This window comes from Arthrobacter cheniae, assembly GCF_003602275.1.
GTDB classification, from domain to species: domain Bacteria; phylum Actinomycetota; class Actinomycetes; order Actinomycetales; family Micrococcaceae; genus Arthrobacter_D; species Arthrobacter_D cheniae.
Genome location: NZ_QZVT01000003.1, coordinates 194,152 through 210,413 on the forward strand (window position 1 = coordinate 194,152; position 16,262 = coordinate 210,413).

General features: G+C 69.1%; 6 protein-coding genes. All 6 read right to left on the reverse strand.

Going from position 1 to position 16,262, the window contains the following annotated elements:
* Window positions 1-22: 22 nt before the first annotated feature.
* Complete coding sequence (locus tag D6T63_RS06590; RefSeq protein WP_120148216.1) at window positions 23-6,145, reverse strand: Ig-like domain-containing protein; 6,123 nt, start codon at window positions 6,143-6,145, stop codon at window positions 23-25.
* A 111-nt stretch (window positions 6,146-6,256) separates the two neighbouring features.
* Window positions 6,257-12,373 (reverse strand): Ig-like domain-containing protein, encoded by a 6,117-nt coding sequence (locus D6T63_RS06595; protein ID WP_120148217.1) that lies wholly within the window; start codon window positions 12,371-12,373, stop codon window positions 6,257-6,259.
* A 175-nt stretch (window positions 12,374-12,548) separates the two neighbouring features.
* Window positions 12,549-13,814 (reverse strand): adenylate/guanylate cyclase domain-containing protein, encoded by a 1,266-nt coding sequence (locus D6T63_RS06600; RefSeq protein ID WP_407923712.1) that lies wholly within the window; start codon window positions 13,812-13,814, stop codon window positions 12,549-12,551.
* Window positions 13,811-14,434, reverse strand: coding sequence for a PH domain-containing protein (locus tag D6T63_RS06605; RefSeq protein ID WP_120148218.1), 624 nt, complete (start codon window positions 14,432-14,434; stop codon window positions 13,811-13,813). The genes D6T63_RS06600 and D6T63_RS06605 overlap by 4 nt, the downstream gene beginning before the upstream one ends.
* 3 nt (window positions 14,435-14,437) lie before the next feature.
* Complete coding sequence (locus D6T63_RS06610) at window positions 14,438-15,319, reverse strand: biotin--[acetyl-CoA-carboxylase] ligase (protein ID WP_120148219.1); 882 nt, start codon at window positions 15,317-15,319, stop codon at window positions 14,438-14,440.
* 47 nt (window positions 15,320-15,366) lie between these two features.
* Window positions 15,367-16,248 carry an SDR family oxidoreductase gene (locus D6T63_RS06615; protein WP_120148220.1) on the reverse strand — a complete coding sequence of 294 codons (882 nt, stop codon included), beginning with the start codon at window positions 16,246-16,248 and terminating at the stop codon, window positions 15,367-15,369.
* Window positions 16,249-16,262 lie beyond the last annotated feature (14 nt).

Consider the following 16,262-nt stretch of genomic DNA (forward strand, 5'->3'; position numbering starts at 1 on the left):
GATGCCGTCGTGGACCAGGCTGTCAGCAGGAGCCCTCGGGTCGTCCGTCGGGGAACTCCAGGGCCGTGATCTTGAACCAGCCGCCGTTGTTCCTGCCGACCCATTCGGTGTTGGACCCCGTCCGGGTCACACCACCGCCGGCCTGCTGCTCGTAGACCGGGTAGGAACCGCCCTGCCGGATGCACCTGGCTTCGAACTGGAAGCCGTTCCTCTGCCAGGTCCCACCGGCAGCCCGGCAGCTCGCCTCCGAATCAGCGGTGGGCCCGGAGGGCGATGGATATTCGCACCCGCCGGAGATATAGGTATCGTTCAGCACCGTCCTGCGGGTGGGCGGCGGCGGCGTGGGCCCGGTCCTACCGGTGTGCGACGTCGTCGAGGTCTGCCCTTCGGAGTCCGTCACCGTCACGGTGATGGACACGTCCTGGTCGTAGCCCGAGCCTCCGGTGGCGGAACCGCCACCGGAGGGGACCTTGCCGGACTGTCCGGTACTCGTGGTCCACGCGACGGAGGAGATCGGGCGGCCGTTCGTGGGGGTGCCACCGATGGCGAAAGTGACCCGCTGCTCAGCAGGGCTGCTCGTGATGCCCGGGGTGTTGGGCCTACCGAACGGAACCGCCTCGTTGGATTGCGAGGCAGGCCCGGGGAAGCTGCTACCCGACGCCGCATTCACGGCACGGATGCCCACACGATAGGCGCTTCCGTTGGCGAGTCCACGGATCGTCCTGTCCGCGGGCAACGCCGAGAAGGCGCCGCCGTTGAGCTGATACTCATAGCGTGTCTGGTCCGCCGTCGCCCCGTTGGCCGGGGCGGCACCGTTGGTGACGGTCAGCTGCCGGTCACCCGGCGTTGCGCTGACGCCGGGCACCGCTCCGGGCGCTCCGACGGCCTGCCGCGGTTCGGACGGAGCACTGGCCGGACCGGCCCCTGCCTTGTTGCGGGCCGAGACCGTGAAGGTGTACGGGCTCGCGGAGTTCTCCACGGAGACCGAGGCGGAGAACTCCGAGCCGGAGAACTCCTGCGTGCTGGTCACCTGCCCGCCGCGGAGGGTGGTCAGGGTGTAGGCATCGATCTCGGCACCGTTCTTGCCCGCGGCAGTGGGCTGCGGCCAGGAGACGGACAGGATGGAGTTCGATGCCCCGCCCTGGCTCGAGACCTGTGCAGCCGGCTGCGGGACGGCGCCGGGCGGCCCTGCCGGGATCTCGGCAGCCGAGTACGCCCCCCAGTCCGAGGGGTCTGGAGCCTGGTTGAACGCCCGCACGCGCACCTGGTAGGGGATGCCGTTCTCGAGGCCCGTCCACTCGGTCGTCGTCCCCGTGAGACCCGTCTTCTGGAAGCTGCCGGCGGGCGGAGCCGGTGAGATCTCGAGGTCGTAGCGTTCCACGGGTGAACCTTCCGTGGTCGGCACGACCCAGCGCACCTGGAGCGACCTGTCGCCGAATACGAGGGTCGGTGCCTGGGGGGCATCCGGCTTCTCGTCAGGACGGGCGGGCGCCGACGCTACGGACGGCGAGGACTCGCCCACCTCGTTCTCGGCGGTCACGGTGAAGGAGTATTCGACGTTGTTGGTCAGGCCGTTGAGCGTGCAGGTGGTGGTCGGGCACTGCTGCGCGAATCCCCCGGTTCCGGTCACCGTGTAGCCGGTGATGGCGGCGCCGTTGTTCGCAGGCGGGTCCCAGGACAGCACGACGGTGCGGCTGCGTACCTCGTCGACGACCGGCAGCGACGGCGCGTCCGGTGCTCCGCGCACCGTCAACCGCACCCGGCCTTCGACCTCGCGCTCGGCGTCCTGCGTCCGGTCACCCACGCGGTAGCGGACCACGAGTGTGCCCACGAAGTCCTCGGCGGGTGTCACGACGACGGCATCACCCTCGACGGTGGCACTGCCGGACCCCGTCTCGGTGTCCGCGCGGATCAGCCGCAGCGGGGAGTCGGGGAAGGGATTCGAGTCGTTCGCGAGGACGGGGATGCTCTCGGTGCGGCCCTGCTCGGCGTCGGCGATGACGTCGTCGTTCGCGACTGCGAGGGGGCGATCCGACGCTGTGACCGTGACCTCCACCGTGGCCTGCACCGGATCGGAGCGTCCATCCGAGACGGCGAACGACACGGGGTAGGGACCGCCGCGGGCGGCGGAACCGACCGAGACCGTGAGCGTGGACCCGTCGAGTGCCGGTGAGAGGCCCGAGGGGGCGTCCCCCACCAGTGCGTAGTTCAGCGAATCGAGGTCCTGCTCATCCTTCTCCGTCACGAGCCTGGCCAGATCGAGCTCGGCGGATTCTTCCTGGGCTACCCGCAGCTGGGTGGACCGGACCTCCGGGACGTGGTTCCGGTCCGGATCGGGAAGCACACGGATGCTGAGCGTCAGTACCGATGACAGACCGTCGGAATCTTCGAGGGATGAACCGTCGGTGACCTCGAAGCTCACGGACGCGGCACCGGAGTAGTCCTCCGCCGAGGTGAATGCCAGGGTCGTCGCGTCCCGCACCAGCGGCGCGTTGTCGGAGGCGACGGCGGTGACCTTCGCGTCATCGGTGATCGAGGGCGACCTGCCCTCCCGCACCACCACCAGTTCGTCGAGATCCAGGACGAGTTCCTGGCCGCTGACCACCTCGAGCTGCTCGGTGTTCGCGAGGGCGGGAGGCTGGTTGGCCAGCCCGGGCACGTGGATGAAGGCCGTGGCCGTCAGGCCGTCCTCGTCCGTCACCGTGTACGGGAAGATCTGCGGTTCGGGGAGCAGCGCCACGGTGACCATCCGGACGACGGTGCCGTCCTCCTGCGCCACGTCGGCCGTGCTGGCCGTCTCCGTCCCGAGCGGGAAGGTGATGGCCAGTTCGCTCGGTGAGCCGTCCTCGTCGATGTCGTTGCGCAGCACGGGAATGTCCACCGCGTCGCGCCCGAGAGTGTCGGCGAATGCCACGCGGTCGTCGAACGCCACGGGTGCAAGACTCGGGGCGTCCGGCCGGGTCTGCACGCGGACCGTGCCGATGGCCGCTCCCGCGCGCGGATCCTCCACGCGGTACCTCACGGCGGTGTTTCCGGGCGTACCGGGCGAGGTGAAGGTGATCTTCCGGTCGACGACGGCGGCACCGAGCCCTGGGTCCGCTTCCACTCCGTCCGCCGGCAGGGAAAGCGCGTCGCCATCGGGATCGGAGTCGTTGGCCAGGACGTCGACGGTGATCAGCCGACCCGGCCGGACATCGACGGCGTCGTCGAGCGGGACGGGGTTCTGGTTGACCGTCGTCGGGAGCGCGACGCCGACCAGCACGGTGCCGACGGATCGGGCGCCCAGTCGGTCCTGCACGACGTAGCTGAAGGAGTCCTGGCCCGACGTGCCGGCTGCGGCCGTGTATTCGACGAAGGTCGAGCCGACCTTCACGGTGCCCTTACTGGGCGCCGTGTCGATGCCGATCAGTGCCACCGAATCGCCATCGGGGTCGATGCCGATGAGTGGGATCGGTATGCGTGCGGTGGTGCCCGCGATCGCGCGCGCCCTGATCGTCCGGGGCAGTGGGCGGGCGTTGTCCTCACTCAGGGCCTTGACCCTCAGGGTCACCTGCGCCGAGTCCTCCTGCCCGTCCGGACCGCGTACGGCATAGACAGCATGGTAGGTCCCCGCCGTGTCACCCGCCTGGAAGCGGAGGGTGTTCCCGGATACCGCGAGGAGACCCTGACCGGCGCCGACGGTCTCGGTGAGCACCGGATTGAGCATCAGGTCCTCACCGTCCGGGTGGGTGTCGTTGGCGAGGACATCGATCGTCGTCACGTCCCCCGCACGAACGGTCACCTCGTCCTCCACGGCGCGTGGAGGCTGGAGCTTCTCCGGAGCCGGAACGGGTACGACGGACACTTCGCCCCTCGCGGAGGCAGCACCGTTGGACACCGAGTACGTGAAGGTCAGCCGCTCGCGCAGGCCCTGTGTGTCGCTGATGCGCAGGATGTTGTGATCGAGGATCGCCACGGTGACGGGCGCACCGGCGGGCAGGTCCACCGACTGCACCACGAGGACTCCCCCGCCCGGATCGGCGTCGTTCGCCAGGACGTCGACGAGGGCCTGGCCACCCGCCGGCAGCAGCGAGGTGTCCTTGACCGCAACGGGCATCCCGGCATCCCCTGCGTCCAGGACGACGTCGACCCGGATCAGCCCGGGGGCACTGGCCGGTCCGTTGGCGACGACGTAGTCGAGGTACACCGCTCCTGGGACCTCCGACGAGAACGTGAAGGTGCCGACCTCGTAGTTGGGAGTGATGGTGGCACCCTCACCACCGCTCACGCGGGTCAAACGCAGGCCGCGGCCGGAAGGGTCGAGGTCGTTGTCGAGCGGCGCCACGAGGAGCTCCTCGCCCACGGCGACCGTCACATGGTCCGGGGTCGCTACCGGCGGCACGTTCCCCGCAGGCTGCACGTCGATGATGACGACGCCGTCGCTGGTGGAGCGCCCGTCCGAGACCGCGACGTCGACCTTCTTCTCGCCGAGGTCGGTGCCGTTGTCGCGGAACGTGAGAAGACCGTCCTCGCGGAACTGCAGCCCGTCCGTCCCTCCGGCGGTCGATGCCCCGGCGAGGTAGAGATCGTCGCCATCGGCATCGGTCCAGTCGGAGAGGATGCTCTGCTCGATGCTTTGGCCCTGCTCGACCGTCAGCCGTGTCTTCCGTTTCTGGTTCGGGGCCTCGTTGCCGTCCAGGCTCTTGATGTTGAGGGTGACCTGCGCCGTATCGGTGCCGCCACGGCCGTCGTCCACCTCGTAATCGAACACCTGCCGCCCCGGCAGGGCGTCCTGGCTGACGACCACCTGCAGGCCGGTTGCATCGTAGACCTGCTGCAGTGTGCCTGCATCGCCCAAGTCGCCGCGTGCCACCACCGTGAGGAGGTCGCCGTCGGGGTCGGCGTCGTTGTCGAGCAGCGGCAGGATCGTCGTCGAGCCCACGCGCGCACCCAGTTCGTCGTCCTCCGCCACCGGAGGCTTGTTCTCCTGGGTTCGGTCGGGAAGCGTCGTGACGGGATCCTCGTCCGCAGACTCGTCCTCCTCCTGGTCGGACTCGTCCGGCGGCGGGATGATGTCGTCCCAGTTCTGCACGAGCTGCATGTTGTCCTGGACCAGCCACGTGTCACCCGCGAGGACATCATTGAGCACGACCACGTCCCGGTTGGTACGGAAAACGAGCTGCGAGGTGGCACCGACGGACGGTATGTCCACGGACGTATCAGCGGCGTCGTCCACGCAGTTCCTGGCATACCGACCCGAACCGTTCCATGCGGCGTGGATGCATCCATCGAGCTGGACCGGGGCGACGGGCGAGCCGGCCGCGACGTCCGTCGTCTCCGGGTCGGATCCATCGAGCGGCACGGCGACGAGGCTGCGTGCCGTCGCCAGTGCGACGATGTCGCTGTCCGGCCCGCTCTGCTGGAGCTGCGCGTCCTCGGACCCGGCGATCGGTACCGTTCTTCCACCGGGCAGGAACAGCTCGCCTGCTACCGGGGCGAAGGCGACGGGCTGATCACCGACGAGCGCCACCTGGAGCTCCTCGGCGCCGAGCAGCTCCTCGACCTTCCGCGTCTCCGATTCGGCGAAGATGCCGTCGCCGGAGGGAACGTAGGTGGTGACGGTACCCGCGGTGGGATCGGCCACGACGATCGTGTCGTCCGGACCGATCGCCGCCGCGAGTCCCGGTTTCCCTTCGACAAGTGGTTCCGCGTCCGTCTCGGCGAAGAGCGCGGGAGCGACGGCCGGAGCCGTGCGCACGGTTCCGTCGGTGCTGTTGACAAGCATCAGGTGAGCGGAGCCGAAGGAGAGCTCCCCCGAGGACGGGAGCGCGACCTCCTCGCCAAGCGTCACCGTGATGGTGCTGACCGGAGCCACACCCGCCTGGTCGAGATTGCTCGTGAACACCGAGCTCTCGTGCTGCAGCACCTCGAAGGAATTGCTCGGCGCGAGCAGGCCCCCGTCGAGCGTACGGGACGGGTAGTTGAGGTGCCCGATCTTGCCCTGCGCGAGGTTCGTGACCCAGACGCCGCCGTCGTTCAGGTCGACGTCGGCAGTGCGGACGCCCGGATGAACAACGGCGCCGGTGATGGCGAGCGCCCCCAATACCGCTAGGGACACGGCGCTGACGGACTTGCGTCCGCGCGCGTCGAAACTGGCTGACTTCACGCTGAATTCCCCCGGAGACCTGAAGCACGCATCAGAGGCGTGCCTGCATCAGTGTAACGGCGCACCTGGCGCCCCCCACGGGCAGGACTCGCCGTGAGTCCCGCTGCCGCCTCAGCACGGGCCGGGGCTCGCCTTGCTCGGCTGCCCGAGGACGGTGTGCCCGGCATCGACGTAACGGCCGTTGTTGCGTGAACTGACGATCCTGTACCAGTTGCCGGTGGTCCCGTAGCCGTCCCGGTGGGTGATGTAGCACCCGACCGTGAAGTTCTGTCCGGCATAGAACCACGGCTCACGATCGGCGCTGATTCCGTCGCAGGTGAATTTCTTCGGGTCGTAGCTCGCTGCATTCGCCGTGTCCGTGCAGCTCCGCTCCATCTTCCCGTGGAGCGTCGTCGGCACCTGGTCGGGTCGCTTCTCCGCACCGGCCCGGGCGGTGGCAGCGGCTTCCGGACCCGCCGTACCGCGCGAGTTGACCGCACGGACACGGATGGTGTGGTCCTGCTCGTAGCCGCCGTTCACACTCCGTGCCCCGCTGTCCGGTACTGCTTCCCAACCACCACCATCGATACGGATCTCAATCCGGGCAACATCGTGGTTGGCCTTGTTCGGTGGACCCCAGCCGAGGTCGACGCTCGCATCGCCTTCCGGAGCGTCCCGCCCGGAGGCCGTCGCCGCGCCCGGCGACCCGAAGGGCTTCACGGCAGCCGACGGCGCACCCGGATCGCTGGTGTAACTCGCGCCGTCGCTGGTCACGAGGGCGCGGATGGTCGCAGCGACGTCCTGGCCGTTCGGGAAGCCGCCCACGGTCTGGTTCTGGCTGACTGGCTGCCACCCACCGCCGTTGAAGCTGGCCTGGTAGGAGACCTCGTTCTCCCGGGCGCCGTTGCGTTGCGCCGGTGACAGGGGGCTGTAGGTGATCGTGACGGCGCGTCCCGCACCACCGGTATTGGCTTCGACCAGCTGCGGTGGGGCGGGCGGCGCCGGGCTTCCGACGGCACGCCTCGGTGCCGACTGTGCACCGTACCCGGACCAGCCCGCCCTGTTGAACGAGCGCACCGCATAGGAGTAATCCGCTTCCGCATTGTCCACGGTGATGGTCTGCGAGGAAGCGGGCAATTCGGGCAGCGTCCGCACGAGGGCTCCCCCGCGGTACTCCTGCACCTGGTACTTGGTGACGGGGGCGCCGTTGGGGTCGGCGTCGTTCCAGTCGACGGCCAGTTGGCTCTGCGCGCCTACGGACTGTGCGCGCGTCGTCGTCGGGGCCTGGGGCACGCCGGGAAGTCCCGCCGGGGTCTCGGCAGCCGAATAGTCGCTCCAGTCCGAGGGGTCCGGGGCAGCATTGCGCGCCTGGACGCGCACCTTGTACGCCGTGCCGTTCTCCAGTCCCTCCCAGGTCACAGGACCGCCTGCGGCCGATCGCTGGACGGCGCCGTTCGGCGGCGCGGGCGAGATCTGTAGCTCGTAGCCCTCGATCGGCGAGCCCTCGTTGCCGGGCGGTGTGAAGTTCACCGTCAGCGCCCTGTCGCCGAAGACGAGGGTGGGAGGCGCCGGCTGGTCGGGCTTGGTGTCGGGCCGTGCGGGGGCACTGGCCGGTGACGGATCGGAGGTGCCGTTGGCGTTGGTCGCCGTGACCTGGAAGACGTACTCCACGTTGTTGGTCAGTCCCGTGATGGTGCAGGTCGTCGTGGGGCAGTCCTGGCTGACGCCGTTCGCACTCGTCACCGTGTAGTTGGTGATGGGCGAGCCGTTGCTCGCAGGCGGATCCCAGGACATCACGACGGTCCTGCTACGCGTCGACTCGACCGTCGGAGTGCCCGGCACCCCGGGTTTGCCTTCGACCGTCAGCTGGATCTGCCCCGTGACGAAACGGTTGCTCTCCTCGGTTCTGTCCCCGACGGTGTACTGCACGGTCATGCTCCCCACGAAGGACGCAGCGGGGGTCACCACCACCGTGTCCCCCTGCTGGGTTGCGCTGCCGTTGCCGTCGGCGATGACGTCCACGATGGTCAGCGGGGCGTCGTCGAAGGGGTTCGCATCGTTCTCGAAGACGGGCACCGTCACGGGCTCGCCCTGGATCGCCTTCGCGACGACGTCGGTGTTCGCGACGGCGAGCGGGCGGCTGGAGGCGAGGACCGTGAGCGACACGGTGTTGATGGCCGTCTCCTCCCCGTCCGTGACCGAGATGCCGAGCTGTCCCACCGTCCCGATACGTGCTGAATCTGCCGCACCGACCTCGAGCATCGAGCCGTCGAGCCGGGCCTCGAAACCCGGGGGGATCCCGCCCTCGAGGGCGAACGCAAGCGTGTCGGCGTCTTCGGGGTTTGCGTCGAAGGCCAGTTGCCGGAGGTCCAGTGCGACGGCGGGCTCCGCCATCGCGGGTTCGAGCGAGCCCGATGTCAGGGTCGGCGGGATGTTCCGGTCCACGGCCGGGAGGACATTGGTCAGGATGGTGAGCGTGCTCCTGAGCCCCTCCGGGTCATCCGGCCCCGAACCGTCCGTCACTTCGAAGGTGATGGAGCCGCGGCCGGCGTAGTCGATGTCCGCACCGTAGACGAGGGTGGCGGGATCCCTGATGACCTCGGCCTGGTTGTCGACACCGATGGCGACGACCTTCTCCGCCACGGTGACGCGGGGGGTGCGTCCCTCTCGTACCTCGACCAGTTCACCGAGATCGAGGACGAGGTCCTCGCCCGCGGTGACCTCGATCGGCGCTTCGGAGACGAGGGTGGGGTACTGCTCGCCGAGGCTCGGCACCCAGATGACGGCGCGCGCCACTCCCCCGTCGATGTCCTCGACCTCGTAGGGGATGAGCTGGTCCTCCGGGGTCAGGTTCACCCGGACGACGTCGTCGCCGGTGACGGTCACGCCGGTGAACGCGGGGTCGACGGTGACCTCGAGGTCCTCACGGACGCCGTCGGGATCCTCGTCGTTGTCCAGGACCGGGACGTCGACGGCGGTCTCGCCGCGCGTCTCGGAGGGTTCCACCCGATCGTCACGCGCGATCGGCAGGAGCAGTTCGGCGTTCTGGTCCACGGTCACGGTGATGTTGCCGTCCGCCGTGCCTCCCCGGCCGTCGGTCACCTGGTAGCGGACGTTGAAGGTTCCCTGCTGTTCGGGCGCCGTGAAGAGAATTCGGCCGTCCCTGATCTCCGGGGCCATCTCCGCGGGAGCCGCCGACAGGGCCTCGGGGACGAGCTGGACGGGGTCGCCGTCGGGATCGGAATCGTTGCGGAGGGCCTCCACGGCGATCGCTCTGCCCGGCCGGAGGATGACGCCGTCGTTCACGGCCACGGGCTGCTGGTTGGACTCGGCAGCGGGGGCGATACCCACCTGGACCGTACCGGTGTTCTCCAGGCCGAAACGGTCGCGCACCTTGTACGTGAAGGAGTCCGTGCCCGCACCCGTGGCTGATGCGGTGAAGTCGATGTAGTTCGTACCGGGCACGGCCGCACCCTGTCGCGGTGCGCTGTCGATCCCGACCAGGAAGACGGAGTCACCGTCCGCGTCGATGCCGTCGAGCGGGACCGGGATCCGGATGGTCGACCCGGCGATGGCGCGTCCCTCGAGGTTCTTCGGCACGGGCTGCGCGTTCTTGGCGTCGTCGCGCGCCTTGATGGTGATCCGCACCTCTGCGGAGTCCACCTGCCCGGTGCTGTCCTTGACGTTGTAGATCGCGTAGACCGTCTTGGCGGTCGGCCCGGCGACGAAGCGCAGCACGTTCTCGGAGGCGAAGATGCGGCCGTCCGCGACGTCCACGGACTGTGCCAGCACCGGATCGAGAGTCAGGATGTCGCCGTTGGGGTGCGTGTCGTTGTCGAGCACCGGGATGTTGACGACGTCGCCCACGCGCACCGTCGCGGCGTCGGGCGTCGCCTGCGGCGGCAGGAGGGTCTCCGGACCCGCGACGGAGAGCACACTGACCTCGCCGGTCGCCGAAGCGGTGCCGTTCGAGACGGTGTAGGTGAGGGTGGTCTGCTCGGTGAGGCTGCGGACGTCATGGATCCGCAGGATGTTGTGGTCGAGGAGCGCGACGTCGAGCGGTGAACCGTCCGGGGCGGTCACGGACTGCACCACCATCACGCCGCCGGTCGGATCGGTGTCATTGGCGAGCACGTCCACCAGGACGTCGCCGTTCCGGGGAAGGAGCGCCACGTCCCGCACCGCCACCGGTGCACCTTCGATGCCGCTGGTCCTGGCATCGACCCTGATGAGCCCACTCGCCGTCTGCGGGCCGTTCGTCACGAGGTACTCCACGTACACGGTGCCGGCCGCGGACGGCGTGAAGGCGATGGTCCCGGTGTCGTAGTCGGGCGTGATCGGCGCGTCCCCGCCGGTGGTATCGGCCTTCGCCAGGCTGAGCTGCCCGCCGGCAGGATCGAGATCGTTCTTCAGCGGGGAGAGCTGCACCTCCTGGCCCACGACCGCCGTGAAGTGGTCGAAGTTGGCGACCGGAGGCAGGACGCCGTTGGCGCGGACGTCGAACACGATCGTGCCCTCGACCTGCTCGACCCCGTCGGAGACGATGACCTCGACCTCCTTCAACCCCTGGCTCTTGCCGACGTCGCGGAAGGTGAGCAGCCCGTCGGAGCGGGTGCGGACCTGGTCGCCGTCGGGCGTGGGGGAAGCACTCACGAGGAACAGGTCGTCGCCGTCGGGATCCTGCCAGGTGTTGAGGATGTTCTGGCTGACGCTGCGGCCCTGCTCCACGAGGATCGTCGTGGGCCGCTTGGCACGCGGCGCCTCGTTGGTGTCGGCTCCGCGGACGTCGACGGTCACCGACGCACTGGCCGAGCCGCCGCGCCCGTCCTCGATCTCGTAGCGGAAGGTACTACGTCCCACCGGCGCGTCGGCGGGCACCACGATCTGCATGCCCGCACCGTCGTAGATGCTCTGGACCGTACCCGACGGCGGCTGCCCGCCGGCCGGCGTGGCCGTCAGCAGGTCACCGTCCGGGTCGGTGTCGTTGTCGAGCACGTTCAGGATGGTCGTGCGCCCGGCCCTCGCACCGAAACTGTCATCGGCGGCGACCGGAGGGCGGTTCTCGCCCGAGCGGTCGGGCAGGGTGTTGACCGGATTCTCGCTGGCCGACTCCTCGTCCTCCTCGTCGGACTCGTCCTTGGGCGGGATGATGTCCCCCCAGTTGTCGACGAGTTCGAGGTTCTGCTGCACCAGCCAGACGTCCCCTGCGGCGACGTCGTTGAGCACCACCACGTCGCGGTTGACGCGGAAGACGAGGCTGGACTCGGCACCGAGGTTGGGGATGTCCGCCTGCTGGTCGTCGGCTTCGTCCAGGCAGTCCCGGATGTAGGTCGCCGCATCGGCCCACGCCGTGTGCAGGCACGTGCCCTGGCGGACGGGCGCTGCGGGCCGGCCGTTGCCGATGGCCGTCACGACCGCGTCCCCGCCGTCGAGTGGCTGCTGGATGAGCGAGGTCTCGGTGGCGATGGCCACGTGGTCGGCGGCGGGCCCGCTCTGTTGGAGTTTCGCGCGTTCGGTGTCCTCGAAGGTCAGCGTCGTGCCGTCCGGAAGGATCACGAGGCCGGAAGCGGGATCGAACACGACCGCATCCTGTCCCACGACGGCGATCTGGAGGTCACCCGTGTCCGAGAGCTCCGGTGCCTCGCGGATCTCGGGCTCGTCATACGTCCCGTCCCGGCCGACGTCGTAGGTGGTGATGGTCCCGGCATCAGGATTCGCGACGACGACACGCCCCGTGGGCGAGACCGCTGCGACCGATCCCGGCCCCGAGGACACCGGGTCCTCCTCCTGGTCGTTGAAGGCGCCGAGCTGGGCGGTCGTGGTGATCCACACCGTTCCTGAGGTCTCGTCCGTGACGGTCACGGTGGTTCCGCCCATACCGAGGACGGCGGCCCCCGGCAGCTGTACCTCGGTGCCGCGCACCACGTTGGCGATGTCCACGGGACTGACCTTCGACTGGTCCGAGTTGATGTTGAACACCGTCGAGGCGTCCTGCCGGAGGTCGAAGGCGTCGCTGTTGGCCGCGTAGCCGCCGTCGAGCAGGCGGGACTGGTAGTTGAGGTGCCCCACCATCCCGAGGTTCTCGTTGGTGACCCACACGCCGCCGTCGTTCAGGTCGACGTCGGCCGTCGCGAAGCCGGGGTAGAGCAGGGCACCGGCGACGACGGCGCCCGTGACGGCCGTGCCGACGGCAGTGGAGAGGGCGCGCCGATGCTTCGCCTGCGCACGCCTGAGACCTTCGAACTTCACTCTTCTTGCCCCATTTTGATCGGTCCTGCGGCCACCGATGAGACCTGGCGACGCCCCGGAAGGAGGACGGGAGAAGGATGGTGGTTGCTAGCAGTGTTGCACGGCCCCGACGCTGTGCCAACGCGGAGTGGATGGGGAGTCCTCCCCATCCACTCCGGTCGCGGATGAACCGCTGTCAGTCGAGGATGATCCCGGTACCGGTGCCCCGCGCCAGGGTCACCGGCAGCACCTCGCCGAAGCCGCGTACTTGCCGGGGTTCGTGCGGCGTCAGCACGAATTTCTCGTTCTGGTCGAGGGTGGCCGCCGTCGCGCCGTCGACGAGCACCTCCCCGGGTTCGGCGAGCGCCGTCAGGCGGGCCGCCAGGTTCACGGTGGGGCCGTAGATGTCGCCCAGGCGCGAGAGCACCCTGCCCCAGACGAGGGAACAGCGTGCGGACGGCAGGAATTCGTCCTCCGTGAAGGCCTTTGCGAGCGCCAGCGAGATCTCGGCCCCGGCCTCGGGTGATTCGGCGATGTAGAGGACCTCGTCGCCGATGGTCTTCACGAGGCGACCGCCACCCACGGAGATGATTTCCGCACTCTTGTTCTCGAACCGCTGCACGAGCTGCGCCAGCGTGCGCTCGTTCATCTGCCGCGAGAGGCTCGTGTAGGAGACGAGATCGGCGAAACCGACCGCGCGGGCGAGCGGCAGCGGCGCGTCCTGCTCGTCGCCATCGCGCCCGGCCTCACTGGAGGCCAGACCCGATTCCGCGCGTAGCGCCAACCGCTGCACGGCAGCGTTCATCTGCCGGCGCCAGGCATAGACGAGGGTCTTCTCGAGGGGTTCGATCAGGTCGGGCAGCTCCGACACGAGGGTTTTCCTCGCATCCGCGTCCGTGAGGCCACGCTGCGCGACCATCTCCTCGACGATCGCCTCGATCTGCCAGACGACCATGCGGTCCGTCATCTGGCCGACGGCACGGGTGATGGAGATGGCCGCATCCTCGGTGAGCTGCTCCTGGCGGACCATGTCGATGATGGTGGTGAGGGCGCTGAGGTCCTTCTCGGTGAACGCGATGTCGTCGTCGCCGATGTTCGGGAAGCCCATCGCGCGCCACAGCTTGCGGGCGGACAGGAGGGAGACGCCCGCACCGGCCGCGATGTCGCGGCGCTTGAGCGTACGTTCGGCGCCGAGCAGCTCACGCTCGAGGCGGCGGATGGTTTCCCGATCGAGCTCGATCGGCCCCGCCGACCCGGTGGCCGGCGCGTCGTCGGACCCGGCCGTCGCCATATCGGGATGGAGCTGCCACACGGCCTTCGACGCCGTCGACGCAGCCGCGTCCGGGGCGTCGTCGAACTGCCCCGCATCCAGCAGGGCGCCGTGAGGTTCTCCGGCTCCCTCGGCTCCCCCTGCTGCGGACGGTGCCGTCTGCCCGGACTCGTGGCGGTCCTCGACTGTCATGATTGCCCGCCCCTCCATTCCTGCTGTGCCCATTCCTGCCGCGCCCATTCCTGCTGTGCCCGCACCATGCTGCCGCGGGCGTACTGCGGATCGATTTCCATGTCTACACCATCGAACATGCGGGTCAGGGGAAGGTCGCTGATCGCCTGCACCACATACTCCTTGAACGTTGCAATCTGCGGAACGTCCCTGTAGGCATGCGCCCTGTCGAATCCGAGGTCTGCGATCAGCGTCCCGCTGCCGACCAGGCGCTGCAGCAATCCCTGCTCCGTCTGCAGCTGGGAGATCGCCGACAGGTTGATCTGGTGCTCCGAGCGCCGGGCCGCTCCCCGCCGATGGATGAGCCGCATGCTCGTCAGCACGTACCGGTTGCTGGACCACCGGACCAGCGGACGGACGACGACGCGCAGGAGCAGGAGCACGACGACGCCGAGGGCTGCGGCGAACAGGACGAACCGCCAGTCTCCGAGCCCCAGGACGTCCCGGCCGGCCAGGAATCCCAGGCTGAAGCCGCCGACGGCGAGGAGGAGGAAGCCCGCGATCACCGGTCCGACCAGCGGCAGCGGGGTGGGCCGGGTGCGCACGAGGACACGCTCACCGGGCAGCAGCTTGATGCGCACGGCCTACACCTGGGGGCGCAGGTGCACGACGTCGCCCGCCGAGATGGTGTGCCGCTCGCCGTCGTCGTCGCGCACCACGAGCGCGCCCTGCCCGTCGAGGCTCAGCGCGCGGCCGCTCAGGAAGCCGCCTCCCGGCAGCTCGGCCCGCACGTCCTGGCCGAGCGTGGTCATGCGTTCTCCTACGCGGGCCAGCAGGGACGGCCCGCTGTCCCAGGCCGCGCCGGCGTCACCGTCGACGTCGCAGAAGGCCCTGTAGTGATCGGCGAACGTCCGCAGGAAGGACTTCAGCAGGATGTTCCGATCGGTTGTTCCGGAGTACTCGAGGAGCAGGCTCGTGGCCGTCGGGACCGGAAGTTCGTCATCGGTGAGGCTGACGTTGAGCCCCACCCCGACGACGACCGCGGGAGGCTCGGCGCCCGAGCCCGGGACGAACTGCGCCAGCACTCCGGCCAGTTTCCGGCCGTCGACCGTGACGTCGTTGGGCCACTTGAGCTGCGGGGCGATCTCCGTGCGGTCCTCGACACTCTCGGCGAGCGCAAGCGCTCCGAGGAGGGAGAACCACGAGTAGGCGGAGGTGGGGACGGGCCGTCCCTGCCGGTTGAACGGCCGCAGGAGCACGCTCACGAAGAGCGACGAGCGCTCGGGTGCCACCCAGCTGCGGTCGAGCCGTCCGCGGCCGGCGGTCTGCACCTCGGCTCCGAGGACGCTGAGATCGGGCCAGCCCGCCGTCTCCCGCCGGGCGTGTTCCACCAGATCGGTGTTCGTGGAGCCGGTCCTGTCCACGATGTCGAGCCGCGAGAAGGGACCCGCCGGCATGCACAGCGCCGACCTCAGCGCGCCCAGGTCGAGGCCTGGTCGCTCGAGGTTGGAATAGCGGGAGGACATGGCATCGATCTTATCCGGAGAGGGGCCTTCCCCTCCGAGCCGGGCTGTCAGAGGAAGATGTCCGGGACGAGTTGAGCCTCGGGAGCCCCCAGGCTGTAGCCGGTGAGGTCGGTCAGACCCTCCTCACGCAGCACCTCCTCGTCCGTGTAGAAGTTCCCGGTGCAGCTGCGGGCATCCCGGATGAGCAGAGCGTAGGCCGCGTCGGCGACGATCCTGGGGCTTCTGGCGGCCTGCACCATGCGGCTCCCGCCCGGCATGTTCCGGATGGCGGCGGTGTCGATCAGGGTGGCGGGCCACAGCGAGTTCACGGCGATGCCGTCATCCTTGAGCTCCTCCGCGAGGCCGAGGGTGGTCAGGCTCATCCCGTATTTCGCCATGGTGTAGGCGAGGTGCATGCCCGCCCACCTGGGCGCGAGGTTCAGGGGCGGTGAGAGGGTGAGGATGTGCGGGTTCACCGATCGCTTCAGTGCCTCGAGGGAGAACTTGCTGAGCATGAACGTGCCGCGGACGTTGATGTCGGCCATGAGGTCGTAGCGCTTCATGTCGACGTCGGGCGTCTTCGACAGGTCGATCGCGGACGCGTTGTTCACCACGATGTCGATCCCGCCGAAGGTGCTGACCGCGGCATCGACGGCCGCCTGCACGTCGTCGTCGTTCCGCACGTCCCCCACGATCGGCAGGGCCCGCCCTCCTGCCGCCTCGATCTGCTCGGCAGCGGTATGGACGGTGCCCTCGAGCTTGGGATGGGGCTCGCCGGTCTTGGCCATGAGGGCGATGTTCGCGCCGTCCCGTGCAGCGCGGAGGGCGATGGCAAGGCCGATGCCGCGGCTCCCACCCGACATGATGATGGTGCGTCCCGCGAGCGGGGGAACGCCGTCGGTCCCCGCGCTCACCGCGTGCGGTTCCTGGGCTTCGTTGCGTGCAGTCATGGCTCCACCATAAG